Consider the following 25989-nt stretch of genomic DNA (forward strand, 5'->3'; position numbering starts at 1 on the left):
CTGCCCTCGGCGCTGTTCCGGATACCGCTACGTATTGCGTCCAATCCGGTCCCGCAGGTGGGATTCGATTGCGGTGGCGGCGGAGGAGGCGCCTCCCGCGTTGCGGACGGTCGAGCTCATTGCCGCCACATTCCGGCGGATCTCGCTGCTGGCGCTGACCTCTGAAACCGCGCTGAGAAGCGTCGCCGCAGCGAGGTCCTCGGCGCCAGCCGCCAGCCCAGGCCAAGTTCCTCGAGCCTGCGGGCTGTGGCTTCCTGCTCAGGCTGTTGCGGGACGGCCACCATGGGGACGCCGAAATAGAGTGCTTCCATGGTCGAATTCATTCCCGCGTGGGTGAGGAAAACATCCGCCTGGCGCAGGACCAGGAGCTGCGGAAAGAACGGCCGTAGCCGGACGTTGGGGGGAACCGTTCCCAGCGAGGCGGGGTCAGTCTGCTCTCCGATGGCCATCGACACATCCCAGTCGGTGTGGCCGAAGGCGTCCAGACACGACCGGAAGAAGTCGGGCCGCCGGTTCAAGGGGGTGGTTCCCAACGAAATGAACAACACGGGATTCGTTCCGTCGCGGGTCCATTCACCCTCCGCATCGCGTCGGCTCACGCTGGGGCCCACGAACGTGAACCGTTCATCAAATGTCTCCGCCATGGGCTGAAACTCGCGGGGGATGAAAACGATGTTGAACGGCGCCGGCGGGCCGTCGAACATGCGGGGAGTTGAAAGTCCCTGTTCCGCGGCGAATTCCGCCATGGCGTGGCCCATCGCCTTCCAGACTTCTGCCATCTTGGGAGACGGTGCCGCAGGCATCAGAGTCCTGAAGGAGAAATGCTCATTCGTGGCGTACGTGGGCATCATGGCGACGGCTGGTACGCCTAGTTTTTCAGCCGCCATGGCGCCGCTGATCGTCATGGCGTCAAAGCAGACTGCGTCAGGCTTGTCCTCCCTCAACTCGAAGTGGGGCTACAGCCGCTGGAACAGATTGAGGAAGTTGCCCTCGCTGTCTAGGAACCAGGCAGCTTTGCCCGCAGTGGTGGTGGCGATGCCGTTCTCGGTCTTCAGTCCCGGGAAATCGTAGTCCTCGAAGGTAACCCCGCGGGCGCGCAGATCGTCAACGTCCTTCTCGATGTTGTCGCTACCCCACCCCATTTGCGTGTTCTTCGCGGTGCCCGCGTTGTCAGTCATATATAGCAGGAAGGACGTTCCGTTCCCGCAGCGGTAAATCAGGTTCTCATCGTCAAGCACTTCCGAGGGCTCGAGTCCAAGCACATCCCGGTAAAAACCTTGCGCCCTGGCAAGGTCCTTCGCGGGAAGGACAGCGATGATGTCACGTTCCTTGAGCATGATGAATTCTCCTTTTTACACAGGTCCCCGGGGAGCAGTCCGCGCTGCCCGGGAAGCGCGGCGACATGCGGACGCGCGCCAAGAAAGGTCCTGATGCGCACCATGCTAGGCCTCGGGCGCTGAGAGTCAATGGCTCGCAGAAACGTCGCCCGTTGCGGTCGTCCACGTCGATGGCCGGGCCTGGCACCGCCCGTTTCCGGCCCCTCAGCGGTGGCCGGCGCCAATTGTGGTGCACGTCATGGAAAACCCTTGACAAACTTGTACAACTCTTTCCATACTGGAGAAGCAAGAGTTTCAATGAAGCAACTGGAGGACTGATGTCGGCAAAACTCACGGACGTCGCAAAGCTGGCGGGAGTCTCGCTGGCCACAGCGTCACGGGCGTTCGGTGACCCGAGCCGGCTTGCTGCCGAGACACGCCAAAAGGTGGTGGATGCCGCCGTTCAACTCGGGTACGACGTGCCGGGACTCACCGGCGCCCGGACCTTCGGCGTGATTGTTCCGGACATTTCCAACGCAGTGTTCGCAGCGCTGATCAAGTCCATACAGGACCAGGCCTGGCACGGCCGGCACCGCATGATACTGGCCGACACCGCCGAGTCCTCGGCCCGGGAGCGTGAGCACCTCGGGTCGTTCGCCGCCGGCGTGGACGGCATCATCCTCTGCTCGCCCAGGCTTCCCTCGGACCAGATCCACCAACTGGCCGGCAACGCACCCCTCGTGGTGATCAACGGTGAAGCGGACCACGCGGCACGGGTGCTCATGGAAGCCGGCGAAGGCCTCCGCCAGGCAGTGGAGCACCTTTATGCGCTGGGGCACCGCAAGCTCGCCTACATTCCCGGTCCCGCATCCTCCTGGGCGAACGGACAGCGCATGGCGGCCATCACACGCCTCTGCACCGAGTGGGGCGTCGAGCTGGTCACTGTGGGCAACCAGAACGCCACGGTCGACGGCGGCCTGGCCGCCGCCGCTTCGGTCGTCGCCAGCAGCGCCACCGCCGTCATTGCCTACAACGACCTCGTCGCTATCGGCATGCTCGCCGGCGCCCGCACACTCGGCTACCACTGCCCCGAAGACATCAGCGTGGTGGGCATCGATGACCTCGACATTGCCGCCGCCGCCGAACCCGGCCTGACATCTGTCCGCGTTCCCATTCACCGCAGCGGTTCCCTCGCACTCGAACTCCTCCTCGAACAGATTGCCGGGAAGCCGACGGCCACCGAGGCGGTCCACCTCAATTCACAGCTCATCGTTCGCGGCTCCACCTTCGCTGCACGCACCGCAGACCAAGCGCTCCAAGGAAAACAATCATGAGAATCGTCATCGCCGACCCCAACCTGATGCCCCAGAGGGCCACCTTTGAGGCCGCGCTGCCGCAAGGCACAGTCACGTCCTGGCACGACAGCTGGAATGAACACGCCGTCCTGACCGACCTGAAAGACGCGGACGTTTACGTCGGACCCAAGTTCACCGAGGCCATGGGCGCCGAGGCCCGCAACCTTCGCCTGGTTCACGTCGCCGGCGCTGGATACGACGGCATCGACGCAGATGCACTGCCCGCCGGCGTGGTCTGCGCCAACACGTTCCACCATGAAGGCTCCATCGCCGAGCACATCGCCGCCGTCCTGGTAGCCCTCCGCCGGAACCTTCTCGGCCAGGACGCTGCCCTCCGTTCCGGACTCTGGGCCTCCTCGGTCTACTCACCGGACATCCGGCAGCCAGAGACGCTGCGGGGCGCGGTGGTGACCTTCCTGGGATTCGGCCACATCGGTAGTGCCGCCTGGAACCTCCTCCGGGCCTTCGGCGCCGAAGGTATTGCGATCACCCGAAGCGGTTCGGTGAACGCGCAGGAAGACTCCCTGCGGTGGGCAGGCAACACAGACCGCCTCAACGAAGCACTCAGCGAGTCCGACATTCTCGTCGTCAGTATCCCGCTGACCGCCGAAACGACCTCTCTGATCGGCGCCGCCGAGCTCGATGAACTCGGCCCGGACGGGCAGCTCGTCAATGTCGCACGCGGCCCCGTGGTCGACGAAACCGCGCTCTACGATGCCCTGAAGGACCGGCGGATCGCGGGTGCCGCCGTCGACGTCTGGTACCAATACCCGGACACCGACGGGCGCGGCGAACCCTCCGCCATGCCGTTCAGCCGTCTCGACAACATCATCATGACGCCGCACGCCTCCGGCGTCACAGCGGAAACCTTCCGCGGCCGTGCCCGTGAGATCGCCGACAACATCACCCGCCTGTCCCTGAACCAGCCACTGAAGAATGTAGTGATTTCCCGATGACCCGAAAAATCGTCGACGTCGACGTCCTTGTCACCAGTCCCAGCCGCAACTTCGTCACCCTGAAAATCACCACCGACGATGGCATCGTCGGCTGGGGTGACGCCACCCTCAACGGCCGCGAGCTCTCCGTGGCCAGCTACCTCCGCGACCATCTCGCCCCCGCACTCCTCGGCAGGGATGCCGACCGCATCGAAGATACGTGGCAGTACTTTTACCGTGGCGCTTACTGGCGGCGCGGGCCGGTGACGATGGCCGCCATCGGCGCCATCGACCTGGCCCTGTGGGACATCAAGGGCAAAGCCCTGGATGTCCCGGTCTACCAACTGCTCGGCGGTGCCGCCCGCGACAAGATCCTCACCTACACGCACGCAACCGGCTGGGACCTTCCCGAGCTCCTCGACTCCGTGGAGCAGCGCCGCGAACAGGGCTTCCGGGCAGTCCGCGCCCAGTCCGGCGTTCCGGGCCTGGACAAGGTCTACGGCGTCACCAAGGGTGCCGCCGGCTATGAACCGGCCGGCCGCGGCGCCGGACCGGTTGAGGAAGACTGGGACACCTCCGCCTACCTGCGCCACGCACCCAAGATCCTCGGCGCGGTGCGCGAGCACGTTGGCCCGGAACTGAAGCTGCTCCACGATGTCCACCACCGGCTCAACCCCACCGAGGCGGCCCGCCTGGCCAGGTCGCTGGAAGATGTGGACCTGTTCTGGCTCGAGGACGTGACCCCGGCCGAAAACCAGCGCCTGCTCCGGACCCTGCGCCAGCAGACCACCATCCCGCTCGCCATCGGCGAGGTGTTCAACACTGTCTGGGACTGTGAACAGCTCATCACCGAACGGCTCATCGACTTCATCCGCACCGCCGTCGTCCACGCCGGAGGCATCTCCCACGTCCGCAAGATCCTCGCCCTGGCGGAGGTCTACCAGATCAAGGGTGCCCCGCATGGTCCCTCGGATGTCTCTCCGATCAACCTTTCGGCTTCGCTGCACCTGGGCCTGGCCACCAGCAACTTCGCGATCCAGGAATACATGGGCTACGACCCCCTGGTCTCGGAAGTATTCCGGTCCAGCTTCCGCTTCGAGGACGGCTACCTCCATCCCGGCGACGAACCCGGCCTGGGGGTTCAGGTGGACGAAGAAGCCGCGGCGCGCTTCCCGTACAAACAGGCGTATCTGCCCATCGCCCGGGAACTCGACGGCTCCATGAAGGACTGGTAACCGTGGCTTCCTCGTCAACGCCCCCGCTGTCCGCCAAAACGCCCGGCATTCTGCGGCGTGCTGCCACTCCCGCACCCGGGATCGTGCATCTGGGGCTCGGCAACTTCCACCGTGCCCACCAGGCCGTATACACCGACGCAGCCATCACCTCGAGGGGAGGCGACTGGGGCATCATCGGAGTCTCCAGCCGTTCCTCCGCCCTACCGGACGCCATGCACGCCCAGGACATGCTCTACACAGTGGTGGAGATCTCGCCCGAAGGCTCCACGTTCAGCGTCCCACAGGTCCACACGGACGCGTTCGTCGCAGCCCGCAACCCGGACCGTGTCATCGCCGCCATCGGGGATGCCGCCACCCGCATCGTTTCACTGACGGTGACGGAAAACGGCTACAACTACACTCCCGCCACCGGGTCGCTTAACCTGCAGGACCCGGCCGTTCAGCATGACCTCGCCAACTGCATCTCTCCGGGGACGCCCATCGGCCAGATCGTCCGCGGGCTGCAGCGCCGCGCCCGCACACACGCCGAGCCTGTCACCGTCCTCAGCTGCGACAACCTTGCCGACAACGGCCACCATACGCAGCGTCTCGTCCGCGAATTCGCGTCCATGCTGCCTGCGGCGGAGGCCGCCGAAACCCTCGCCTGGATCGACTCCCACGTCAGCTTCCCGTCATCCATGGTGGACAGGATCGTGCCGGCCACCACCGATCAGTACCGCATGCTCGTGGCCGAACAGCGCGGCTACGCCGACCTCATCCCGGTCCCGGCCGAACCCTTCACCATGTGGATCGTGGAGGACAACTTCATCGCCGGCCGTCCCGCCTGGGAAGCGGGCGGCGCCGTCTTCTCCAGCGATGTGGCCAGCTACGAACAGCTCAAGGTCCGACTGCTGAATGGCACCCATTCCCTCATCGCGTACCTCGGTGCCCTGTCCGGTGCCGCCACCATTCCGGAGTCCGTCACTCAAACCCACATTGAACTGGCCGCCCGTTCCGTTCTTAAAAACGAATACCTCCCCAGCGTTTCAGTACCGGCCGGGGTGGACGTAGATGCCTACGAGGAACAGCTGTTCTCCCGCTGGCGGAACACGGCCCTGGGCCACCGCACCAGCCAGGTGGGCTCAGACGGATCCGTCAAGCTCCGCCAGCGGATCCCGCTCCCGGCACTGCAAATGCTCGACGACGGGCGTATTCCGCAACTCCTGGCACTCACCACGGCAGCCTACCTGTCATGCATCGCACCGCTGGGCGGCTTCAACCCCGGTACGCACGCGGAAGCCATGGAGGATCCGGCACGCCCACTTCTGGCCGGACTCGCTGCCCGCTCCCGCTCCGGCCGGGAGCTCGCCGGGATGGTCCTCGGGGACCACCACCTCCTCGGGGAAGAACTGGCCCAACGTACCGACTTCATCGAACGCACAGGTCAGCTGATCGACATCATCCACTCCTCCGGACCGCTCGCCGCCATTGCCGACGCCAGCGATCCATCCCCCCACGCAGCCATCGGGAGCACCCAATGACCACCCAGACCCTCAACACCAGCCACGCCGCCGGCTTGCCTGCCGGCACCGAAGCAGCTGTGCTGCACGGGGCCCGCGACCTGCGGATCGAGCACAGACCCCTGAAGTCGCTCGGCGCCAACGACGTCCTGGTCGAGATGCGCTCCGGCGGCATCTGCGGCTCAGACATGCACTACTACGCCGACGGGCGCAACGGCACCAATGAACTCCGCCAGCCGACGGTCCTGGGTCATGAAGGCGCAGGCGTAGTCATCGCGGCAGGAACGGCCGCAAGCATCGCCGCGGGCACCGCCGTCGTCATTGAACCGGCCCTTCCCTGCCGGACGTGCCCCACCTGTCTCTCGGGCCGGTACAACCTCTGCCCGGCCGGCACGTGCTTCGGCTCGCCGCCCACGGACGGGCTCTTTGCCCGCCACGTGGTTGTGCCCGAAGCCGCCCTGCACGAACTGCCCGGCTCCATCCCCGCAGAAATCGGGGCCGCCATCGAGCCGCTCGCCGTTGCCGTGTGGGCGGTCCAGCGGGCCCAGGTTCAAGCCGGCCACCGGGTGCTGATCACGGGAGCCGGTCCCATCGGGCTGATGGTTGCCCAGGTCGCGGCGGCCAGAGGCGCTTCGGAGATCGTGGTGACGGACGTCAACGACGACCGACTGGCCGCAGCCGCGAAGTTCGGGGCCACGCGCACGGTGAACACCGTGGCAACCCCACTGGACCTGAAAGGCATGGACCGACTGATCGAGTGCTCCGGCAACGCCCACGCCCTTCACGACGGTATCCTGACACTGGCGCCGGCAGCCCGGGCCACAGTCGTCGGACAGGGCCGCCCCACGGTGGACGGCATACCGCTCGGGTTCCTCCAGCGCTACGAAATCGATCTGGTGACTGCCTTCCGCTACGCCAACGCTTTCCCTGCCGCGATCGCGCTCGCCTCCGCCGGCACGGTGGACCTCCGGTCCATCATCACCGGCAAATATCCCCTCGCGGCGGCAGCGGAAGCCCTGACGGCCCCGGTCACCGACCCCACCAACCTCAAAATCATCATCACTTACTGAGCTCACCAGCACGAGTCCCGCTGGTTGAGCCTGTCGAAACCAAGAAACCGCATCTCGCCAGGCTCGATCACCGCAGGACATCCATTCAAAGGAGTATGGAAATGACCACAGGAAATCCCCAACCCTCTGCAATCGATCAGAGGAAGGTGCGCAAGGCGGCTCTGGCAGGCCTGATCGGCACCACCCTTGAGCTCTACGACTTCGTCATCTACGGCACGGCCTCAGCGCTGGTCTTCAGCAAGCTGTTCTTCCCGAACATTTCGCCCGCGGCCGCCCTGCTCGCCAGCTTCAGCACGTTCGCCGTCGGCTTCCTGTTCCGGCCGCTCGGCGGGATCTTCTTCTCCCACTTCGGAGACCGGCTGGGCCGCAAATGGATTCTTGTGGTCACCCTGCTGCTGATGGGCGGAGCAACCCTGGTGATCGGCCTTCTGCCGACCTTCGAGCAGGTTGGCATCCTCGCACCCATCCTGCTGTGCGTCTGCCGCGCAGCCCAAGGCTTCGGGGCAGGCGCGGAGCAGTCCGGCGGTGCCACACTGCTGACCGAATCAGCAACAGCGGGAACCCGTGGAAAGCTCGCCTCCCTCATCATGGTCGGCGCTGCCGCCGGCACAGCGTTGGGCGCCCTTGTCTGGATCGCAGCCCAGGCGCTGGCCCCCAACGACATGATGACGTGGGGATGGCGTCTCGTCTTCCTTTCGAGCATCTTCGTGACCATCGCAGCCCTCGTCATCCGGCGCAAGCTGGACGAATCCCCTGTCTTCAAGGAAATCAAGCAGCAGCAGACAGAACCGCCCGCACCGCTCAAGGAGGTCATGAAGAACGGCAAGGCGAACGTCCTGCGCGTCATTCTCATGAACTTCGGCGTCAGCACCCAGTCGTACACGATCCAGGTCTTCATGGCGTCCTACCTGATCACCGTGGTGGGAACGGATCCCAAATTCATCCCACAGGTCCTTCTCATCGGGTCACTCTGCGGAGGCTGCGCCGCCGTGGCCTTCGGCATGCTTTCAGACAAGATCGGGCGCCGCCGCGTGGTTTCCATCATCACCGGGGCGCTCATCCTCTTCCCGGCCCCGGCCTTTATGCTTCTCACCACCGGCTCGCCGGTCGCGATCATGCTGGTGATGATCATCGGCTTCATGCTGGCCTGCCAGGGAGTGGTGGGCGTCCACATGAGCTACTTCCCGGAGATCTTCGGCAGCCGCTACCGCTACGCAGGCGTCACGCTGGGTCGTGAGTTCTCGTCGATCATCGGCGGCGGCATCGCCCCCATGGTCTGCGCCGGCCTCCTCGCGGTCTTCAGCAACTCATGGGTTCCGGTGGCCATCTACATGTCGCTGGTCATGGCGGTCAGCTTTATTGCCACCAGGCTCTCCCCCGAGACCCTCAACCGCGACCTGACGGACCCCAACGACGCCGGCCGTGACGGCCTCGCCGCCCCGGCGACCGCCGTCGTGGCTGACTTAGCCGTCACCCGGACCGCTAAGTAGCACCACGGCAAAATCCCGACGGCGGCACCAGCCGCCGTCGGGCAGGCCTTCAGCCCGCCACTGCAAGAGTCAGCCGACCACAGCAAAAGGAATTCCCATGCAGCGCCCCGACGATCAAGGCATCCTCACCCGCCCGGCCCCGTCCACCATCCTCAGCGACACCCGTGTGGTGGCCGTACTGCGGGCCCGTCACGCCTCCGATTACGCCCCTGTCATCGAGGCGCTGCAGCGTGGCGGCGTCCTCAGCATCGAGCTGACGCTGAGCACCCCGGGAGTATGGGCTGAACTTCCCCGCCTTCAGGAGCGTTTCGGCGAAAGGTTGGAGATCGGTGTGGGGACAGTGACCGAAGCAACGGACGCAGAAACGGCCCTGGACCTGGGCGCCGCCTACATCGTCACGCCAGTCACCGATCCCGATGTCATCGCAGCATGCGTCCGACGCGGTGTCCCCGTGTATCCCGGAGGCCTGACTCCGACGGAACTGCACGCCGGCTGGAAGCTGGGCGCCACCGCCGTCAAGGTCTTCCCTGCCTCCACGGTAGGCGCCGGCTACGTCTCCCAACTGCGCGGGCCATTCCCCGATATCCAGGTGATTCCCTCCGGCGGCGTGAATATCGAGGACGTTCCGGGTTGGATCAAGGCAGGAGCCCTCGCCGTCAGCGTCGGCGGCCCCCTCCTCGGAGACGCCTTCCAGGGAGGGGACCTCAAGGAGCTCACAGCTAGGGCGCGGCGCGTGCGTGACCTCGTCGCGCAGACCGCAGAGCTGATGGGTGTGAACCCATGAGCGCCATCCCGGCACCGTACGTGCTCACCTTCGGCGAAACGATGGCCCTGATGCGCGCTGAGCAGGTCGGCCCGCTGGCCCACGCGTCAACCATGAGCCTGGGCATCGGAGGCTCTGAATCCAACGTGGCGATCGGTCTTCAACGCCTCGGCGTACAGAGTGTGTGGTGCGGACGCGTGGGGGCGGACTCGCTCGGCCAGCTCGTTGAGCGCGAAATCCGCGCGGAAGGCGTCGACGTCCGCGTCGCCGTCGACCCTTCCGCCCCTACGGGCCTGATGATCAAGGAACGCCGAACCCCCGCCACACAGCGCGTCAGTTATTACCGCGCCGGCAGCGCCGGATCCCGGATCACGCCGGAGGACATCGACGCAGAGCTTATTTCCGGCGCCAGCCTGCTGCATGTCAGCGGAATCACGCCGGCCCTTTCCGGGCAAGCCGAAGCAACCCTCAGATACGCCATCTTGGCGGCACGCGCCGCGGGCGTGCCGGTGTCCTTTGACCTCAACTTCCGCGGCAACCTTTGGTCACCCGAAGGTGCCAGCAGCGTCTTTCGGGACATCATTCCGCTCGCAGACATCGTCTTCGCAGGAGACGACGAAGCAGCGATAGCGGTCGGCGCCGCCGAGCCGGAGGAACTGGCCCGGCGGATAGCCGCACTCGGGCCCAGCCAGGCTGTCATCAAACTCGGTGCGGAAGGAGCCCTTGCGCTGATCAACGGCCGAGTGTACCGACAGGCGGCAGTCACCGTCGTGGTGGTGGACACCGTCGGCGCCGGCGATGCATTCGTCGCCGGCTACCTGGCCGAACTCATCGGAGACCGCGGCCCCGAGGACAGGCTTCAAACCGCAGCAGCAACCGGCGCCTTTGCCTGCCTTGTGCCCGGGGACTGGGAAGGCTTCCCGCGCCGCAGCGAACTCATGTTGCTCGACGCCAAGGAACCCGTCTCCCGCTAGCATCCCTGGCGGACAGGACTACCGCCTGACGACGACGTCATCGATGTAGCTGTCTCCCATCTGGCGGGGATGCTCGGCTCCGAATTGAACCTTGCTCAGGCTAGTGGCACCGAAGCCCACGTTCTTGGAAAACACGGAGGCGCCGTCAAACAGGACCTGGATCGAGGACTTGGCGCCATTCGTCCTGACCTGCATCTGGACGCGGTGCCATGTGTTCAGCGGGACGATTGAGGGCTTGAGATTCGTGTACGAAAACGTCCCGTTGGGATTCGTGACCCTCAGCCACAGCTGTCCGGTGCCGTTGTCGCGGAACACATCCGCAGTCCGGGTAGCCCCGGAGAAGAACCGCACATAGGGCACGTTGTTCCCCCGAAGGCCGGCTGTGGTGATGTTGACCCACGCGTCTGCGCTGGCCCTCTTGGTTCCCGAGGGCAGCGCCAAGCCGATGTTGGCCACAGATCCGATATCCGCTGTCGCGCGGAGTCTGGCCGAACACGTTCCGGAGTGGGCCTTCGGGCTGGCAACACTCACCGATCCGTTGCCCGACCTCGTGGCGATGAACGGGGAGAGGGTGTTGCCCTCGAAGTTGGTGGCAGTCAATATCTTGCCCGACGATGTGCTGGTGGGGGCAGCCGTTCCCGGGCGGCAGGTGGCCGCAACAGCGGCGTGTGCTGAACCGAAGATCAGGCTGCCCGACATCAGCAGCCCGAGGCTTCCGACCGCCCCCAGTTTCCGTAGATTGCTCATGGCACATCCTCACTGTGTTGATCCGGCAGTTCCACTCGGGCTAATGCTTGATCCGTGAGCTTGGAAAAACCTTGGAGTTTCCTTGGGACACCCCCCTCTCCGTGTCCCCCAATTCGGGGGGTGAACACCTGCCGGCGGCCTCTCCACAGGCCCATGAACGCAGAGGATAATTGCGCCGAGAGACAACGGCCAGCACGGACACCAGGGGGCCCGGATGCATACAGTCCCGCGTATCACGGTGGAGGTCCCGGTTCTCAGCATCGGCTCCGGCCCCTCCGACTATGAGCAACTGGGCAGCTACGTCGAGGGGCTGCGGAGGCAGCAGGGGCTGCACCTGACCCTGCTTCACCTCGGTGTCCTGGAGGACTTTTCCCTGGACGTCGCGGAGTGGACAAAAGACGTCACCAGTTCCGCGGACGCCAGCCGCCGGACGGTTGACTGGTTGCAGGGGCTACCGACCCTGGGGGGCTTCTCCGGAAGCGCCGAACAGCTGATCGTGCTCGGCGGCGGAAGCGTGTGTGGACTTGAGGTGGACGTGCCCGAGAGGGTACGTGACTATCAGGTCTCCCTCGTGCAGGCACTGCACGAACTGCTGGACGAGCTGCTCGTGGACAATGTTGATGACTTTATCCTTGGCTCACGCGCCCTTGGCTTCAGGTACCCCCGTTGGACACCCCATATTGCCGTGGGCCGCCCACGGACCCGGCGCGGCGGCTCTTGGGAAATTGCACCGCTGGCGGTCGAATTCGGCGAATCACGGATAAGGAACCGCCGGTTCCTGCCGTCCGCGGGGGCCGGGTAGGGCGGCCTTCCACGGGATGAGGCCTCCGCCTACGCTGGTGGTATGCCCAGACTCAGCGTCAACGGCGTGGATCTCTACTACTGGGAGCAGGGCGAAGGAATCCCCGTCCTGGGCGTTCATAGGACGCCCGATTCGGCCGTGACGTGGACGGTGCCGCCATGGAACTCGCCCGGCACGGCCGGTGCATCATCTATGGCCGCCGGGGCTTCCACCGCAGCGCCCCGCCGGTGCCGTTCGAGACACTGGACCTGGTGGACCACGTCGACGACGCCGCGGCCGCCCTGGCCGGGTAGCACGCCGGGCCGGCCGTGGTGATCGGGCGCCGCGCGGACGGTCTTATCGCCATCGAACTTGCCTGCCGGTTCCCCGACAAGGTTAAGGCACTGGTCCTCTTGGAGCCGGCCCTGTTCACCATCGATCCGGATGCTGAGGCGTGGGCCCGCGGCCTTCGGCTCAGGGTGCCGGAGCGATCGGCCGGTCCGCCCGGACTGCTCCCGGAGACGGTATTCCGGCCAGCGGCCGCCTCATCAACCCCGCCCATCCGGCGGTCCTGGACTTCGTGGACCGCATTGCCGCCCGCGCCGACACCTGGGCCTAGCCGGGACGTTCGCTCGGCGAACCGGGCCGGACGGGAAATTGCCCACGGGCCTCGCCCCTATCTCTGGTCCTATGCTTGGCGGAGCCCTAGGGTGTTGCCGTCGGGATCGCGGAACCATGCACCACGGGCGGGACCGAGCTGGGCGATGTGGCCGGTTGTGGCAAGCGGCCCTTCAGCGTAGTCCAGGAACTCGACACCCTTGGCAACCAGGTCCTGGATCACGGCCTCGATATCGTCCACTTCGAAGTGGGCAAGCGTATGCTCCGTCGTGACGGGCGGGCGCCTGAACACGGAAATCTCGCTGGCGGTCCCGCAGCGGTACCGGACGGCGACGGCGGTCTCCCACAGGAATGTGAGGCCGAGGGTATCGCCATAGAACTTCTTCGCACGCTCGAGGTCCGTGACCGGGACCGTTGCTACCACCATGGTTGCCGTGATCATTCACTGCCTCCTTGTGCAGGCCCGAACCATGGGTGCGGCCGCTCTGTGTTGTGTCGAAACTGTCCGGATGCTACCCCGAATCCCGTCCTGCTCCCCAGACAATCTACGTCTGTACGATGGACTCGATCGGCTTCGGGGAAGTTATTGGATCGGCATGGCGGTGGAGAATCTTCCATTTTCCCTCTTCCAATCGGAAGATCGTCGTCACCCGAAGTGATATCGGCGACGGCTCGGCGGCTCCGCCGACCTTCGCACGCGTTCGTTCGATCTCGAGGATGTAGGCCAGGTCTGTGCCAGTATGCCCGGAGATTCGCTCGAATCGGGTGGGCTCGCCCTCCGCGAGCTGGGACGACGCCCGCTCCATGGTGTTTTCGACCTGGCTCCAGCCCCGTGCAGGCGGCCCGAGGGGATTGGCGAGCGTGACATCATCCAGCCTGGAAAACAGCTGCTTGTTCGGCGCGGGGTCTCCCCTTACGAATGCATCAAGCGCTCGATGATATTGCTCCACGATCAGATCGAGATCGGACCCTGTCATTCGTTCCTCCAGCCTCGCTTGCGAGCGGACGCCTCCGTGTGGCTGCGGTGTTCGGCCATGGTCGCACCGTTCATCAGGGATGTCTACCGGTTCCGCTGGCGTTCGACGGCGGCCGCTTGCCCATGCGGGCTGAGTCGGCGGCCCTTCCGATGGGGGGCGTCAATCTTGGGCCACAACTCGCCGGAGCCACGTGCTATCAATGTTGTCGGCACGACATAGGTGTTCGGTTCGGCCCGGGAACCGTCGATTCGCGCGAACAGTCTTTCGGCCGCCATTTGTCCGATTCTTTCCGGGTCGGGGGCGACGACCGTAACACCGGGTTCCAGGATTTCCGTGAGGGCGAAGTCATCAAATCCGACGAGGGCGACCGAATTGTGGAGGCCGGCTTCGCGCAACGCCCTGATGGCGCCGATGGTTGAGGGACCGTGACTGGTGAAAATCGCCGTCGGTCGCGAGCCGGACCGCACCATTGTTGCGACCGCGTTCTGTGCAGTCTCCGCATCATCCAGGTCCTGGAGGACGGGTACATCGGTAGTAGGGACGCCCCAACGGCCGAGTTCCTCCATGAATCCCCGCTCTCGTTCGCGGGCGCTCCGAAACCCCAGGTGGTCCCCCGGGCCGCAGTACGCGATGCGACGGTGTCCGTGACCGAGGAGATGACGAGCGGCATGTGCGGCACCGGTGAAATCGCCCGAGATGACCGCGTCCGCGCCCACTCCACCGGATGCCCGGTCAACGAACACGAGCGGGGTGCGCCGGGCGGCGCCTTCGGCATGGTACGCGCAGCTCCCGCCGGCCGTCGTGAGGATCATCCCGTCGACACGGCGACGCTGTAAGGCCTGCATAATGGCGTGCTCCCGGATCGGGTCATCCCCGTGGCTGGACGCGAACACGGCGGTATCCCGTTCCCAGGCCTTCTGCTCAATGGCGCGGTGAATTGCGCTCGAGATCGGGTTGGCAACGCTTTCCACGACCAGCCCGATGGTGAGCGTCTTTCCGTTTGCCCGCTTGAGGTTGCCGGCGTTCAGGTCAGGCTGATAGTCCAGTCGCTCGATCGCTTCCCGGACGCGATGAACCGTCTCTTGGGAAACGTTGGGTTCGGCGTTCACGACCCTGGAGACCGTCTTGATTCCCACGCCTGCGAGAGCGGCGACGTGGCGCATCGTTGGACGCGACCGGCCCGAACCGGTGATGTGGGCTGTGTCGAGCATATAATTTTCCGTTGCCTTCGTTGAGATCGGGGCTTCGTGCAGCCTGGGAACGGGATTTCAGGGATTCCAGGGCAGCCCGGGCACCGCCGCGGTGAAGGTCGTCCAAGGCCCAGCTGGCGACGATGGCCGCGGAGCGGCGGATTTCCCCGCCCTGTTCCAGGTTGATGCGGACGACGGGCAGCATCCATTGGGGGATCCGGTCCGAGCTTTCGGTGCAGAGTCGGGCCAGGGTGTCCCGGACGTGCTCGTGGGAGAACCGCTCGATGAGGGTGTGCTTAAAGCCTCTGGGTCGATGCCGGGCACGGGCTGGAGGGTGGGGTGGCTTCGTTGTCCATATAGTCGAGAAGGAACCCGGCGAACAGGGGGTCCTGGGCCACCTCGTGGGCGTAGCGGTAGCCGAAATAGCACATCCCCTGATGGCCGGCATTGAGCAGAGCTTCATCAACTCGTAGGGTTCGACGTCCTTCACGATCTGGACGCCGGCGGCTTCGAACGGAGGACGCCCGAGGCTGAAATGGTCTTCGAGCACCCACTGCTCGAACGGCTCGCACACCACCGGCCAGACGTCCTCGACCCCGAACTCCTCGGCTATGACGGCACGGTCCGTATCCGTGGTGACCGGGGTGATCCGGTGCACCATGCTGTTCGGAAAAGGCACGTTCTCCGCGACCCAGGCGCTAAGCTCCGCGTCCCTGAGCTTTGCAAAGGCGGTGAACATCTTCCGGGCCACATCTCCGACGCCGAAGTGGACGATCCCGGCGGTCAGCCCGGAGCGGTCGTAGCCCGGTGTGGCCAGGGAGGCGTGGGCCGTGGTTGCTGTGGTGCTGTTGAGGGTCCTCATGCTGTCAGCGCTCCTGGGCCATTGACGGCACGGGCAACGGGCCGAGTTCCGCGGAGCGGGGCGGATTTGCACCTTGCCGGGAGCAGGTGATCGCCGCGGCGCGGTTGGCGTAAGCGGCGACGGTGTGCAGCTGTTCCGGCGTAAGCGATTGCAGCCGCTGCCTGCCGCCGGCGCCGAGCGCCTGAAGCTGGGCGAGTCCGAAGATGAGCCCGGCCATGAAGGAATCGCCGGCGCCCACGGTATCTGCCACGGTTATGGGTTCGGCTGCCATCTCCACCCGCCCCTGGCGGGCGAGGATGACCGGGCCGGAGGCTCCTCGCGTCAGGGCTACGATCGCGGGCCCGAGTTCGAGCCACGCTTCCAGGCTTTCGTCCGGTGTCCGGTCCGGGTAGAGCCAGCTCAGGTCTTCGTCGCTGGCTTTGACGATGTCGCTGGCAGCCACAAATTTTTCCGCCTGCCGGCGGGCAGCGGCCGCATTAGGGCTGATTGCGGGCCGGCAGTTGGGGTCGTAGCTGATGGTCGCGTGTTCACGGGCTGCCTCCGCGAGGACCAGGGTGGCCTGCTCCCCTGGCGGGAGCACGGTGGCGATCGATCCCGTGTGGACGTGGGTGGAACCTTCGACGGCGGCCAGAGCGGGCAGCGACGCCCCGTTGATTTCCCAGGTGATGGAGAAGGTGTAGTCGGCAGCACCGTCGGGGCCCAGTGTGGCGAGAGCCGTGGATGTCGGCGTAGTCCCACCGTTGATCACATCGACACCGTTGGACCGCAGATGTTCGCCGATCATGAGCCCGTAGCGGTCGTCGGCGTAATGGGTCACCAGACTCGTCTGCAGGCCCAGGCGGGCAGCCCCCACAGCCACATTGAAGGGGCTCCCGCCGGCGTGCGCCTGGCTTGCCGCCGGCCGGCGGGGGTCACTGATGATGTCGACGAGGGATTCGCCTATGACCGTCAGGACGGTGTTCCCGGCAGCCGGGATAGAGGCGGATGAGGTGTCATGTGATGGCATGGCTGCTTCCTTGCAGTGTTAATTCTTCGCTCAGGACCAGGGATGAGCCTGGCCGCCGTGGACTTTCCGGCCGCGATGCCGGCCAGCGGGGCCTTCCTGCCCGGCTGGCCGGCACCGATGACGCGTTTCAGCGGCCAGGGTAGACGACGGCTTTGAGCTGGCCGGGCTGCTTGCCCGCTTTGAGCGCCTCTTCGGATTCGGACAAGGCGAACTTGCCGGTGACGAGGATGTCCAGATCCACTGTGCCGTCGGCAATCAGCTGGATCGCCAAGGGCCAGGTGTTGGTGTAGCGGAAGACGCCGGAGAGCCAGATCTCCCGGTTCTGGATGTACGAAACGGGGAGTTCAACGTCGTCCGCCCCGAGCCCCACGAGGATGACCTTCCCGGCGGGTCCGACAGCCTTGATGCCGGAGCGGACGGCCTGCGGGGCGCCGGAGGCGTCGATGAAGGCATCGACGTCCAGGCCTTCGACCGTGTAGGTTTTGGCGTTAAGGGCGTGGGTGGCGCCGTGTTCCAGGGCGAAGGCCAGGCGGTCTTCGGCGACGTCGGTGATGTGGATTTCGGTGGCGCCGTAGGCGCGGGCGGCCTGGGCGGCGATGATGCCGATCGGGCCGGCGCCGGCGATCAGGACCCGGCTGCCGGGCTTGATGCCGGCCCGTTCGCAGGCCCAGAGTCCGACGGAGAGCGGTTCGATAAGGGCGGCTGCCTCATCGCTGACGCTGACCGGGATGTCGTAGGCGAAGTCGCTCTGGATGGTCACGTATTCGGCGAACGCGCCGTCGATCGGCGGGGTGGCGTAAAACTCGATGTCCGGGCAGAGGTTGTACCGGCCGGCCTTGCACTGCTTGCATGTCCGGCAGGGCCGCTGGGGTTCGACGGCGACCCGCTTGCCGATGCGGGCAGCGTCGACGGCGCTTCCGACGGCGGCGATCCGACCGGAGAGTTCGTGGCCGAGGATGAGCGGGTGGTCCACCACGTAATCGCCGATCCGGCCGTGCTCGTAGTAGTGCACGTCGCTGCCGCAGACGCCGACGGCGGCTACCTGGACCAGGACCTGATCGGCCTCCAGTTGCGGAACGGGCAAGGTTTCCATGGCCATGTCTCCCTGGCGCTTCAGGACGGAAGCGCGCATCGTGGCGGGCACGTCCGTGCTAGGGGTGACGGTCTGGGCGGTGGGTGTTGTCATCGAAGTAATCCTCTGCGAATCGAAAGTGGGGGTGGCCGGTTATTTGACGGCGCCGAGTGAGAGGCCCTGGACGAGTTTGTCCTGGGCGGCGAAGCCGGCGAAGAGTACCGGGAGGGAGATGACGACGGCGGCGGCGCAGACTTTGGCGAGGAACAGTCCCTGGCTGGAGACGAAGCCGGTGAGGAAGACCGGGGCGGTGCCGGCGATGACGCCGGTGAGGACGCGGGCCAGGAGCAGTTCGTTCCAGCTGAAGATGAAGCAGATCAGGGCGGTCGCGGCGATGCCGGGCATGGCCACGGGGGCGATGATCGTGCGGAGTATCAGCAGCAGGCCGGCGCCGTCGATCTCGGCGGCCTCGAGCATTTCCACCGGTACTTCGGCGAGGAAGGAGCGCATCATCCAGACCGCGATGGGCAGGTTCATCGAGGTGTACATCAGGACCAGGAACCAGATGTTGTCCAGGGCGCCGGTGCTTTTGGCGAACAGGTAGAGCGGCAGGATCGCGGCGACGACCGGCATCATCTTGGTGGAGAGGAAGAAGAACATCACGTCCGTCCACTTTTTCACCGGCCGGATCGAGAGGGCGTAGGCGGCCGGGATGGCCAGGACCAGGACCAGGACGGTGGAGAGGATCGAGGCGGTGGCGGAGTTGATCAGCGGCGGCCAGGGGCTCACGCCGGAGCTGGCGCCGAAGAACTCCTTGTACGCGTCCAGGGTGAGGTTGGCCGCGATCGAGGGCGGGTTGGTGGCGGCGTCGGTTTCGGAGTGGAAGGACGTCAGGATCATCCACAGGACCGGGGTGGCGAAGAGCAGCGCCAGCAGCCAGGCCGCGATGCCGGCGGCGGTGTTGTTCCGGGTCGGGTCCATCCGGGACTTGCCCCGGCCGGACTTTCCGAATCCGCGGCGGGTGCCGGTGGCGTTCGGGCCTGTTACAGGGCTGCGGGGTGTGCTTTGGGATGTGGCGGGGGTGAGGGTGCTCATCGTGCTGCCTCCTTCTTGAAGAGCGAGAATACGGTGCGCAGGGCGAAGGTGGCCACGATGATGGTGCCGATGACCACCACGACGCCGGCGGCGGAGGCCAGGCCGTATTCGTTGGCGAAGTAGAACGTCTGGTAGATCGCGTAGGGCAGGTTCGCGGTGCCCAGGCCGCCGGAGGTGAGGGTGAAGACGGCGTCGAAGTTCTGCACGATGTAGATTGCGCCGAGCAGCCCGCCGAGTTCCAGGTACTGGCGCAGGTGCGGGAGGGTCAGGTGCCGGAAAATAGCCCAGGAGGTGGCGCCGTCCATCTGCGCGGCTTCGACGGTGTCCATCGGCCGGGACTGCAGCCCGGCGAGCAGGATCAGCATCATGAACGGGGTCCACTGCCAGACCAGGGAGACGATCACGGCGGCCAGCGGTGCCTGGGACAGGAGGTCCGGCTGCGGCGGGGTGTCGGAGCCGAACAGGGACCAGATCCAGGTCAGGGCGCCGTTGATCAGCCCGTACGTCGGGTTCAGCAGGGCGTGCTTCCAGATCAGGGCAGCGGCCACCGGGACCACCAGGAACGGGGCGATCAGCAGGGTCCGGGCCAGGCCGCGGCCGATGAACTTCTTATCCAGCAGCAGCGCCAGTCCGAGGCCGATGACCAGGCTGGCCAGGACCACCGAGACGGTCAGGAGGATGGTGGTGAAGATCGCCTGGCGCAGGTCCGCGTTGGTCAGGACCTGGAGGTAGTTTTCCAGGCCGGCGAATCCGGTCTGGTCCGGGCGGAGGCTGTTCCAGTTCAGGAACGAGATGACCAGCGTCACCACAAACGGCAGCTGGGTGACGATGATGAGGAAGATCAGGGCCGGCAGCAGCGGCGCACGCCGTGCCCAGGCCAGAGCGCGTTCACGTGATCTGGCGGTCTTGGATGGTTTGGGTGCGCTGTGCCCGGAACGGGGAAGGCGCGCTGTTTCGGTAGTCATGATGCTCTCCTGCGGTCCCGCGGCCCGCCCGTCAGGCGGGCCACGGAACCGGTTGGTGGATGATTACTTCGTGTACTGGTTACTTCTTGTACTTGTCGCCGATTTTTTGTGCGGCGTCCTGGCCCTTGGCCAGAGCGTCTGAGACACTGCCCTGGCCGGCGATGGCGGAGCTGACACCCTGGGAGACCGTGGTGCCCAGATCAGCGAATTCGGGGATCCCGACGAACTGGATGCCCACGACGGGGCGTTCCTGCACTCCGGGGTTCTTCGGGTCCGCGTTCTCAATCGCTGAGCGTTCGGCCTTGAAGAACGGGGCCGCCTTTTGGAACTCGGCGTTCTCGTAGGTGGAGATGCGCTTGCCGGATGGGACCTTCGCCCAGCCGAGCTTGGAGGCGACCAGTTCCTCGTACTTCTTCGAACTGGCCCAGGCGATGAACTTGCCGGCAGCGTCCTGCTTCTTCGACGCAGCCTGGACACCCCAGGACCAGGTCCACAGCCAGCCGGAGGACTTCGTGTTCTTCACCGGGGCCTGGGCGTAACCGATCTTGCCCTTCACCGGGGACGCGTCCGCTTCCAGGGCACCGGCGGCGGACGTCGCGTCGTACCACATGGCGACCTTGGACTGGCTCATGTTGTTCAGGCACTCGGTGAACCCGGCCTGCGCGGCCCCCGCCTCACCGTGCTCCCGCACCAGCTTCGTGTAAAACTCGGTCGCCGCGGTGAATTCGGGGGCGTTGACCTTCGCGTTCCAGTCCTTATCGAACCAGGTCCCGCCGAACGTGTTCACCACCGTGGTCAACGGCGCGAAGACCTGGCCCCAGCCCGGCTGCCCGCGCAGGCAGATGCCCTTCATCCCCGCAGCCGCACCGTCCGCCTTCGCCGCGAGGTCAGCAACCTGGTCCCACGTGGGCTTCTCGGGCATGGTCAGGCCCTTGGCGTCGAAGATGTCCTTGCGGTACATCAGGAAGGAAGACTCCCCGTAAAACGGCTCCCCGTACAGCTTGCCGTCCTTGCCCGTGAGGGAGGCGGTGTAGGCCGGAAGGATGTCGCCCTGGTTGAACTGGGCATCCTTCGCGACATTGTCCAGCGGCGCCAGCCAGTTGTTCGCGGAATAGAAGGGGATCTCGTAGTTCGAGAGGGACGCAACATCGTACTGGCCGGCCTGGCTGGAGAACTCCTGGCTGATCTTGGCCCGGACATCATTTTCCGGCAACACCGTGTAGTTCACCTTGATGCCGGTGTCCTTGGTGAAGTTATCCGCCGTCAGCCGCTGCAGGTCCTCCATCTGCGGATTGTTCACCATCAGGACGTTAATGCTGTTCTGATCACCGGCAGCCGTGCCGCCACCGGCACCGGAGCAGGCCGAAGCGGACAGGACCAGGCAAACTGCTCCGGCGGCCAGTGAGGCAGCGCGCATTTTTGAGCGCATTAAGGACTCCTTTGTTCTTCATGGGGGTGCACAGTCACCACACTCCAACTGCTGTGTCGAAGGATCGGACTGGAGCGAGGCCTGGGACCGGGAATCCGATGTGCCGCGCTGATGTTCCTCAACATTAGGCTTGTGGGACAGGGCACAACTAGCGTCTTGGTTGCCACTTTCTGATACTAATTTTCCCAAGACGATGCTCGATGTAGGGGCTAACCTTGGGGAAGGCGCCCGTGGCGCTGTCCTTATTTCATAGAGTGAAGGCACGGGGAACGACCATGAGCGCTGCAGATCCGAGCGACGGCGCAGCCGCAAGGCTTGCCGAACGACTGCTGGGCATGCGCGCCAACCGGGAAGTCATTCCGGCCGATCCGAACCATTCGGTCCGGTGGCACGAGCATGACTATCCCAGTCCGCTGGCACGCTGGAACTACCATCCCGAATACGAGATCCACCTGATCCGGAAAGGCACCGGAAAATTCATTGTGGGAGACCACATCGGCACGTTTGAGGCCGGTCAGGTGTCCCTGGTGGGAGCGGGGCTGCCACACGACTGGGTCAGCGACCTTGAGCCCGGAGAAGTCCTCCATGGGCGCGATGCCGTGATCCAGTTTGACGGAAAATGGGTCGAGCAAGCAGCTTCGATTGTTCCGGAAATGGCCGAGATCAAACCCCTGCTGGAACAGTCCGCACGCGGGATCGAATTCCTGGGGAAGTCAGCCCGCAGGGCAGCGACATCCATCGAGGCGATGGGTGCCTCCTCCGGATTGGAGCGGCTTCATCACCTCCTGGAACTCTTTGCAATTCTTGCTCAGGCACCGCAGGAGGAACGACGCTACCTTGCCGACGAATGGTTCCGGCCCCAGCTGGATGGCCAGGCAGCGGCCGTGGTGGACATAGTCCTCGAATACGTTTTCAGCAATCATGCCGGCAGCGTCAAGATGTCCGAAGCGGCGGCGCTGGTGGGAATGTCCGAGCCGACGTTCTCGAAATACTTCAAACGTGCCACCGGCCAGAACTTCAGTGGCCTCGTCCGCAAACTCCGTCTGGCCCATGCACGGAGGCTCCTTGAGCGCAGCGACCAAGCCATCTCCGACATCTGCTACGAAGTGGGCTTCTCGAACCTGTCCAATTTCAACCGGCATTTCCTCAACGATGCCGGTGAAACTCCCCGGCACTACCGCCAACGAGTCCAGAGTGGCTGAGCCGCCGCACGGGAGCCTGCGAGATACCGAGCCCTGACGGTCCCGGTGCGGAACTTATCAGTCACACCGTAACTGCCGCCGTCGAGGCCCTAATGACCAGTTCCGGCTCCACCAGCATTGTTCTTAACGGCGCCGACGGATCCTTCATGCGGTCCAGCAGTGCCTTTGCAGCCCCGGCCCCGACCTCCTCGTTGCGGCCGTCGACCGTGGTGAGCCGCAGCAGGTTGGCCGACGCCAAAGGCGAATTGTCGTAACCGATGAGGGACAGGTCCTCGGGTATACGCCGACCCCTGTCGCGGGCGGCGCCGGCTGCACCGAGCGCCATGGTGTCGTTGGCCGCAAAAATTGCTGTGAGCGATGGGTTCTGATCCAGCAGCTTCAGCGATGCCTGGTAGCCATCGGACTCCATTGTGAGTCCTTGGCCCTCCTTGATATGAGGCCGCAGTCCGTTTTCACGCATGGCGGCTTCGTACCCTTGCGCGCGTAAACGGGCGGCGCCTCCGCCGCCGGTGACGTGCCCGATTTCCCTGTGGCCCAGTCCGACCAGGTGCTCGACGGCGAGCCGGCTCCCCACCAGATCGTCATTGGCCACGACGTCGGCCCCCGGAACGGGAATGTCACGGTTGCCGGCGACAACCGCAGGAACGTCGAGAGCCGCGAACATCTCCTCCGATGGTTCGGTTGCGATCACGATGCCATCCACACGCAGTGACATGAGACCATCCACGGGTGTCCGGTCCAGGTGGGCATTGAAGGAGGGATCGGCGACGGCAACGCGGAACCCCAGCGGCGCAAATTGCTCGTGCAGACCTGACAACAGCCCTACGAACCAGAGGTTCCGGTAATCATCAAGGACAACACCAATGGTGCGCGATCTGTTACCGGCCAGCGTCGCGGCAGCGCGATTCGGACGGTAGTTCAGCCGTTCGATAGCCTCCTCAACCGCAGCCCGCCGCGCAGGGGAGACACCAGGCGCACCGCGCAGCACCAAGGAGACCAGGGACTTTGATACCCCGGCCGCGGAGGCCACGTCGTAAATGTTCGGGCGTCTGGCACCGGTTTCCTGCGTCACCCTGCCATTGTCACCCATGACACAGGACATTCGATAGATTGACAGGACAAAGTTCCGGTCCTATCGTGTTTCTGGAGCGCTCCATTTTTGATTCCATACTGTCGTAGCGGCTGAGCCGGGCAACGCCCCGGCTAAGTTTCGAAGGAGAAGTTAATGCCCAAAGATCTCGGCATCGCCGTCATAGGTGCAGGCATGGCCGGCAAGGCTCACGCCGCCGCCTTCCGCACCGCCTCCACGCTCTACAACCCCGTCCTTCCGCCCGTCCGGCTGGTCTCCATCGGTGACGTCAATCCCGAGATTGGGTCAATCGCAGCACAGCGGTTCGGCTACGAACGCAACGACACGTCGTGGCAGGCCATCGCAGAAGCCGATGATATCGACGTCGTCAGCGTCGTCATCGCCAACTCGCTGCACCGCGAAGTCGTCGAGGGCCTCCTCGCCGCCGGAAAGCACGTGCTCTGCGAGAAGCCGCTGAGCGACACCCTGGAAGATGCCCGGGCAATGGCCGAAGCGGCCCGCAACGCTTCGTCCATTGCCCGGATCGGATTCACCTTCCGCCGCACTCCCGGTATCGCGTACATCCGCGACCTGATACGGAACGGAACCCTCGGCAACGTGCTGCACTTCAGCGGCCGCTACTGGACGGACTACGGCTTCAGCCCCGATGCACCGATGAGCTGGCGCTACAAGGGCGGCCCGGGTTCCGGCGCCCTGGCCGACGTCGGCTCCCACCTGGCGTACGTCGCCGAATTCCTCTGCGGCGACATCCGCTCGATCAGCGGCGGACGCTTCAGCACCGCCATCGGCAAGCGTCCCCTCCCCCTCGGCGCCGTCATGGGACACGACCACGCCGCTGTCAGCGACACCTACGAGGCCGTCGAAAACGACGACTATGCAGCCTTCTCCGCCGAGTTCGACCACGGCTCCGGCGGTTTCGAGGTCTCGCGTGTCGCCGCCGGGCACGCAAACAGCCTCATCTTCGAAGTCTTCTGTGAAAACGGAGCCGCCAGGTTCGACCAGCGCCGCCCGGCTGAAATCGAACTCTTCCTCAACTCCGGCCCCTCATCCCAAAACGGCTACCGCCAGGTCATCCTCGGCCCCGAACACCCCTACCTCGCCGGCGGCCTCGCCATGGACGCCCCCAGCGTCGGCTTCGGCCAGAACGATGCCTTCGGCTACCAGGCCAGAGCCTTCCTCGATGAAGTCGCAGGCCTCGACGAGGCTTCGTCCCTTCCGCGCTGCGCCACTTTCGATGAAGGCGTGCACAACATGGAACTGCTCGGCGCAGTCGCAGAGTCGGCGCTCGGCTCCGGAAAGAAGGTAACCCTGTGAAACTCGGCGTCTACAACGCAGTCCTGCACGACCGTCCGCTCCCCGAAGCCCTGAAAGTCATCGCTGACCTGGGACTGACGGGTATCGAAGTCAATTCTGGCGGGTTCCTGCCCCCGGTTCACATCCCCACCTTCGACGAGATCCTCGAAAGCGACGCAGCGCGCGATGACTACCTCGCCATCTTCGAAGGCACAGGCGTGGCGATCGCCGGGCTGAACTGCAACGGCAATCCCCTGCACCCCAACCGCATCATCGGGGACAAGCACGCCGAAGACATCCGCCGCTCCATCCGCCTCGCCCACCGCCTCGGACAGGACCGGGTGGTCACGATGTCCGGTCTCCCGGGTGGCGAGCCCGGGGCAACCGTGCCGAACTGGATCGTGAACGCCTGGAACTCAGCGGCGCTGGATGTCCTCGACTACCAGTGGGGCGTCGCCGCAGAGTTCTGGAGAGAAACTGACCGGCTTGCCCGCGACCTGGACGTCAAGGTCGCCTTGGAGCTGCACCCCCAGAACCTCGTGTTCAACCCGGCTGACGTGTACAGGCTCGTGGACCTCACCGGAGCCACCCACGTGGGCGTTGAGCTCGACGCCTCACACCTTTTCTGGCAGCAAATGGACCCCGTGGCCGTGATCCGCGAACTCGGCCCCCTGGTGTTCCAGGCAGCGGCAAAGGACGTGCGCGTCAACACCGCAACAGCGGCCGTCTACGGCGTCCTCGACAACCGCTTCCGCCGCCTGTCCCCCGCAGAGAACCGCACCAACCTCGGCGGCGACGAGTGGGCCAACGAATGGCCCAAGCCGGCCGCGTGGGACTTCGTTGCCCTCGGCAAGGGACACGACGTCGCCTATTGGACCGAATTCCTCCGCGCCCTCCACGAGGTGGACCCGGACATGCTTGTCAACATCGAACACGAAGACGTCGAGCTCGGCCGCATCGAAGGCCTCGAAGTCGCAGCCAAGGTTCTGAAGGAGGCTGACTCCGCTCTGAGCATCTCGGCGTAG

Annotated in this window: 26 protein-coding genes and 1 pseudogene; 14 read left to right on the forward strand and 13 right to left on the reverse strand. The window is 65.1% G+C overall.

The genetic code is table 11. The features are described 5' to 3' along the window. Positions 1-116: 116 nt before the first annotated feature. Together LQ144_RS03875 and LQ144_RS03880 are read right to left on the reverse strand one after the other, a co-directional pair. Complete coding sequence (locus LQ144_RS03875) at positions 117-905, reverse strand: nucleotide disphospho-sugar-binding domain-containing protein (RefSeq protein WP_230117249.1); 789 nt, start codon at positions 903-905, stop codon at positions 117-119. A 51-nt stretch (positions 906-956) separates the two neighbouring features. Further along, on the reverse strand, positions 957-1337 hold the full coding sequence (locus LQ144_RS03880; RefSeq protein ID WP_230117250.1) for a VOC family protein: 381 nt from the start codon (positions 1335-1337) through the stop codon (positions 957-959). Between the two features lie 317 nt (positions 1338-1654). On the opposite strand from LQ144_RS03880, the gene LQ144_RS03885 reads away from it, so the two are divergent. From LQ144_RS03885 to LQ144_RS03920, 8 genes are all read left to right on the forward strand, one after another. Further along, on the forward strand, positions 1655-2650 hold the full coding sequence (locus tag LQ144_RS03885; RefSeq protein WP_230117251.1) for a LacI family DNA-binding transcriptional regulator: 996 nt from the start codon (positions 1655-1657) through the stop codon (positions 2648-2650). After that, positions 2647-3627: a 2-hydroxyacid dehydrogenase gene (locus LQ144_RS03890; protein WP_230117252.1), complete on the forward strand. Its 981-nt coding sequence runs from the start codon at positions 2647-2649 to the stop codon at positions 3625-3627. Before LQ144_RS03885 ends, LQ144_RS03890 begins: the two co-directional genes overlap by 4 nt. After that, entirely contained in the window at positions 3624-4841 is a 1218-nt protein-coding gene (gene manD / locus LQ144_RS03895; protein WP_230117253.1) for a D-mannonate dehydratase ManD, read from the forward strand. Before LQ144_RS03890 ends, manD begins: the two co-directional genes overlap by 4 nt. A 2-nt stretch (positions 4842-4843) precedes the next feature. Continuing rightward, positions 4844-6361, forward strand: coding sequence for a mannitol dehydrogenase family protein (locus tag LQ144_RS03900; protein ID WP_230117254.1), 1518 nt, complete (start codon positions 4844-4846; stop codon positions 6359-6361). After that, positions 6358-7410, forward strand: a complete 1053-nt coding sequence (locus tag LQ144_RS03905; RefSeq protein ID WP_230117255.1) for an alcohol dehydrogenase catalytic domain-containing protein — start codon at positions 6358-6360, stop codon at positions 7408-7410. The genes LQ144_RS03900 and LQ144_RS03905 overlap by 4 nt, the downstream gene beginning before the upstream one ends. Positions 7411-7511: 101 nt before the next feature. After that, the gene (locus LQ144_RS03910; protein WP_230117256.1) at positions 7512-8900 is read left to right on the forward strand and encodes an MFS transporter; all 1389 of its coding nucleotides are present in this window, start codon (positions 7512-7514) and stop codon (positions 8898-8900) included. Positions 8901-8997: 97 nt separating this feature from the next. After that, positions 8998-9684: a bifunctional 4-hydroxy-2-oxoglutarate aldolase/2-dehydro-3-deoxy-phosphogluconate aldolase gene (locus tag LQ144_RS03915; protein WP_230117257.1), complete on the forward strand. Its 687-nt coding sequence runs from the start codon at positions 8998-9000 to the stop codon at positions 9682-9684. After that, positions 9681-10637: a sugar kinase gene (locus tag LQ144_RS03920; protein ID WP_230117258.1), complete on the forward strand. Its 957-nt coding sequence runs from the start codon at positions 9681-9683 to the stop codon at positions 10635-10637. The genes LQ144_RS03915 and LQ144_RS03920 overlap by 4 nt, the downstream gene beginning before the upstream one ends. A gap of 18 nt (positions 10638-10655) precedes the next feature. Here LQ144_RS03920 and LQ144_RS03925 read toward each other — a convergent pair whose 3' ends face one another. After that, a complete protein-coding gene (locus LQ144_RS03925; RefSeq protein ID WP_230117259.1) occupies positions 10656-11384 on the reverse strand; it encodes a hypothetical protein in 729 nt (242 codons plus the stop codon). 214 nt (positions 11385-11598) lie between these two features. Here LQ144_RS03925 and LQ144_RS03930 point away from each other — a divergent pair, with 214 nt between their 5' ends. From LQ144_RS03930 to LQ144_RS03935, 3 genes are all read left to right on the forward strand, one after another. Further along, positions 11599-12186: a hypothetical protein gene (locus tag LQ144_RS03930; protein ID WP_230117260.1), complete on the forward strand. Its 588-nt coding sequence runs from the start codon at positions 11599-11601 to the stop codon at positions 12184-12186. A gap of 158 nt (positions 12187-12344) precedes the next feature. Further along, a complete protein-coding gene (locus LQ144_RS22940; RefSeq protein ID WP_290369708.1) occupies positions 12345-12479 on the forward strand; it encodes a hypothetical protein in 135 nt (44 codons plus the stop codon). 140 nt (positions 12480-12619) lie between these two features. After that, entirely contained in the window at positions 12620-12784 is a 165-nt protein-coding gene (locus LQ144_RS03935; RefSeq protein ID WP_230117261.1) for a hypothetical protein, read from the forward strand. Positions 12785-12853: 69 nt separating this feature from the next. Here the strand turns inward: LQ144_RS03935 and LQ144_RS03940 are convergent, their stop codons facing one another. The 9 genes and pseudogenes from LQ144_RS03940 to LQ144_RS03980 form a co-directional block, all read right to left on the reverse strand. Further along, positions 12854-13225: a VOC family protein gene (locus tag LQ144_RS03940; RefSeq protein WP_230117262.1), complete on the reverse strand. Its 372-nt coding sequence runs from the start codon at positions 13223-13225 to the stop codon at positions 12854-12856. 103 nt (positions 13226-13328) lie between these two features. Further along, the gene (locus LQ144_RS03945; protein WP_230117263.1) at positions 13329-13760 is read right to left on the reverse strand and encodes a nuclear transport factor 2 family protein; all 432 of its coding nucleotides are present in this window, start codon (positions 13758-13760) and stop codon (positions 13329-13331) included. Between the two features lie 83 nt (positions 13761-13843). Beyond that, entirely contained in the window at positions 13844-14869 is a 1026-nt protein-coding gene (locus tag LQ144_RS03950; protein ID WP_230117318.1) for a LacI family DNA-binding transcriptional regulator, read from the reverse strand. Beyond that, positions 14790-15713: pseudogene (locus tag LQ144_RS03955) on the reverse strand (hypothetical protein); the annotation flags it as partial. The gene LQ144_RS03950 and the pseudogene LQ144_RS03955, both read right to left, overlap by 80 nt. Positions 15714-15816: 103 nt before the next feature. Next, the gene (locus LQ144_RS03960; protein ID WP_230117264.1) at positions 15817-16818 is read right to left on the reverse strand and encodes a carbohydrate kinase; all 1002 of its coding nucleotides are present in this window, start codon (positions 16816-16818) and stop codon (positions 15817-15819) included. A 127-nt stretch (positions 16819-16945) separates the two neighbouring features. Next, complete coding sequence (locus tag LQ144_RS03965; RefSeq protein ID WP_230117265.1) at positions 16946-18004, reverse strand: NAD(P)-dependent alcohol dehydrogenase; 1059 nt, start codon at positions 18002-18004, stop codon at positions 16946-16948. Between the two features lie 39 nt (positions 18005-18043). Continuing rightward, positions 18044-18985: a carbohydrate ABC transporter permease gene (locus tag LQ144_RS03970; protein ID WP_230117266.1), complete on the reverse strand. Its 942-nt coding sequence runs from the start codon at positions 18983-18985 to the stop codon at positions 18044-18046. Further along, entirely contained in the window at positions 18982-19950 is a 969-nt protein-coding gene (locus tag LQ144_RS03975; RefSeq protein ID WP_230117267.1) for a sugar ABC transporter permease, read from the reverse strand. Before LQ144_RS03975 ends, LQ144_RS03970 begins: the two co-directional genes overlap by 4 nt. Positions 19951-20029: 79 nt before the next feature. Beyond that, a complete protein-coding gene (locus tag LQ144_RS03980; protein ID WP_230117268.1) occupies positions 20030-21379 on the reverse strand; it encodes a sugar ABC transporter substrate-binding protein in 1350 nt (449 codons plus the stop codon). 275 nt (positions 21380-21654) lie between these two features. On the opposite strand from LQ144_RS03980, the gene LQ144_RS03985 reads away from it, so the two are divergent. Beyond that, the gene (locus tag LQ144_RS03985) at positions 21655-22581 is read left to right on the forward strand and encodes an AraC family transcriptional regulator (protein WP_230117269.1); all 927 of its coding nucleotides are present in this window, start codon (positions 21655-21657) and stop codon (positions 22579-22581) included. 61 nt (positions 22582-22642) lie between these two features. Here the strand turns inward: LQ144_RS03985 and LQ144_RS03990 are convergent, their stop codons facing one another. Continuing rightward, positions 22643-23653, reverse strand: a complete 1011-nt coding sequence (locus LQ144_RS03990; protein ID WP_230117270.1) for a LacI family DNA-binding transcriptional regulator — start codon at positions 23651-23653, stop codon at positions 22643-22645. 153 nt (positions 23654-23806) lie between these two features. Here LQ144_RS03990 and LQ144_RS03995 point away from each other — a divergent pair, with 153 nt between their 5' ends. Further along, positions 23807-24985 carry a Gfo/Idh/MocA family oxidoreductase gene (locus tag LQ144_RS03995; RefSeq protein ID WP_230117271.1) on the forward strand — a complete coding sequence of 393 codons (1179 nt, stop codon included), beginning with the start codon at positions 23807-23809 and terminating at the stop codon, positions 24983-24985. Next, on the forward strand, positions 24982-25989 hold the full coding sequence (locus LQ144_RS04000) for a sugar phosphate isomerase/epimerase (RefSeq protein WP_230117272.1): 1008 nt from the start codon (positions 24982-24984) through the stop codon (positions 25987-25989). Before LQ144_RS03995 ends, LQ144_RS04000 begins: the two co-directional genes overlap by 4 nt.

This window comes from Arthrobacter sp. Bi83 (genome assembly GCF_918698095.1).
Classification (GTDB): domain Bacteria; phylum Actinomycetota; class Actinomycetes; order Actinomycetales; family Micrococcaceae; genus Arthrobacter.

Bases quoted from the DNA above. Each gene is read 5' to 3' on its own strand.
- LQ144_RS03875 (WP_230117249.1), bottom strand. From the start codon at position 905: ATGACGATCAGCGGCGCCATGGCGGCTGAAAAACTAGGCGTACCAGCC.
- LQ144_RS03880 (WP_230117250.1), bottom strand. From the start codon at position 1,337: ATGCTCAAGGAACGTGACATCATCGCTGTCCTTCCCGCGAAGGACCTT.
- LQ144_RS03885 (WP_230117251.1), top strand. From the start codon at position 1,655: ATGTCGGCAAAACTCACGGACGTCGCAAAGCTGGCGGGAGTCTCGCTG.
- LQ144_RS03890 (WP_230117252.1), top strand. From the start codon at position 2,647: ATGAGAATCGTCATCGCCGACCCCAACCTGATGCCCCAGAGGGCCACC.
- manD (WP_230117253.1), top strand. From the start codon at position 3,624: ATGACCCGAAAAATCGTCGACGTCGACGTCCTTGTCACCAGTCCCAGC.
- LQ144_RS03905 (WP_230117255.1), top strand. From the start codon at position 6,358: ATGACCACCCAGACCCTCAACACCAGCCACGCCGCCGGCTTGCCTGCC.
- LQ144_RS03910 (WP_230117256.1), top strand. From the start codon at position 7,512: ATGACCACAGGAAATCCCCAACCCTCTGCAATCGATCAGAGGAAGGTG.
- LQ144_RS03915 (WP_230117257.1), top strand. From the start codon at position 8,998: ATGCAGCGCCCCGACGATCAAGGCATCCTCACCCGCCCGGCCCCGTCC.
- LQ144_RS03920 (WP_230117258.1), top strand. From the start codon at position 9,681: ATGAGCGCCATCCCGGCACCGTACGTGCTCACCTTCGGCGAAACGATG.
- LQ144_RS03925 (WP_230117259.1), bottom strand. From the start codon at position 11,384: ATGAGCAATCTACGGAAACTGGGGGCGGTCGGAAGCCTCGGGCTGCTG.
- LQ144_RS03930 (WP_230117260.1), top strand. From the start codon at position 11,599: ATGCATACAGTCCCGCGTATCACGGTGGAGGTCCCGGTTCTCAGCATC.
- LQ144_RS22940 (WP_290369708.1), top strand. From the start codon at position 12,345: ATGGAACTCGCCCGGCACGGCCGGTGCATCATCTATGGCCGCCGGGGC.
- LQ144_RS03940 (WP_230117262.1), bottom strand. From the start codon at position 13,225: ATGATCACGGCAACCATGGTGGTAGCAACGGTCCCGGTCACGGACCTC.
- LQ144_RS03945 (WP_230117263.1), bottom strand. From the start codon at position 13,760: ATGACAGGGTCCGATCTCGATCTGATCGTGGAGCAATATCATCGAGCG.
- LQ144_RS03960 (WP_230117264.1), bottom strand. From the start codon at position 16,818: ATGCCATCACATGACACCTCATCCGCCTCTATCCCGGCTGCCGGGAAC.
- LQ144_RS03965 (WP_230117265.1), bottom strand. From the start codon at position 18,004: ATGACAACACCCACCGCCCAGACCGTCACCCCTAGCACGGACGTGCCC.
- LQ144_RS03970 (WP_230117266.1), bottom strand. From the start codon at position 18,985: ATGAGCACCCTCACCCCCGCCACATCCCAAAGCACACCCCGCAGCCCT.
- LQ144_RS03975 (WP_230117267.1), bottom strand. From the start codon at position 19,950: ATGACTACCGAAACAGCGCGCCTTCCCCGTTCCGGGCACAGCGCACCC.
- LQ144_RS03980 (WP_230117268.1), bottom strand. From the start codon at position 21,379: ATGCGCTCAAAAATGCGCGCTGCCTCACTGGCCGCCGGAGCAGTTTGC.
- LQ144_RS03985 (WP_230117269.1), top strand. From the start codon at position 21,655: ATGAGCGCTGCAGATCCGAGCGACGGCGCAGCCGCAAGGCTTGCCGAA.
- LQ144_RS03995 (WP_230117271.1), top strand. From the start codon at position 23,807: ATGCCCAAAGATCTCGGCATCGCCGTCATAGGTGCAGGCATGGCCGGC.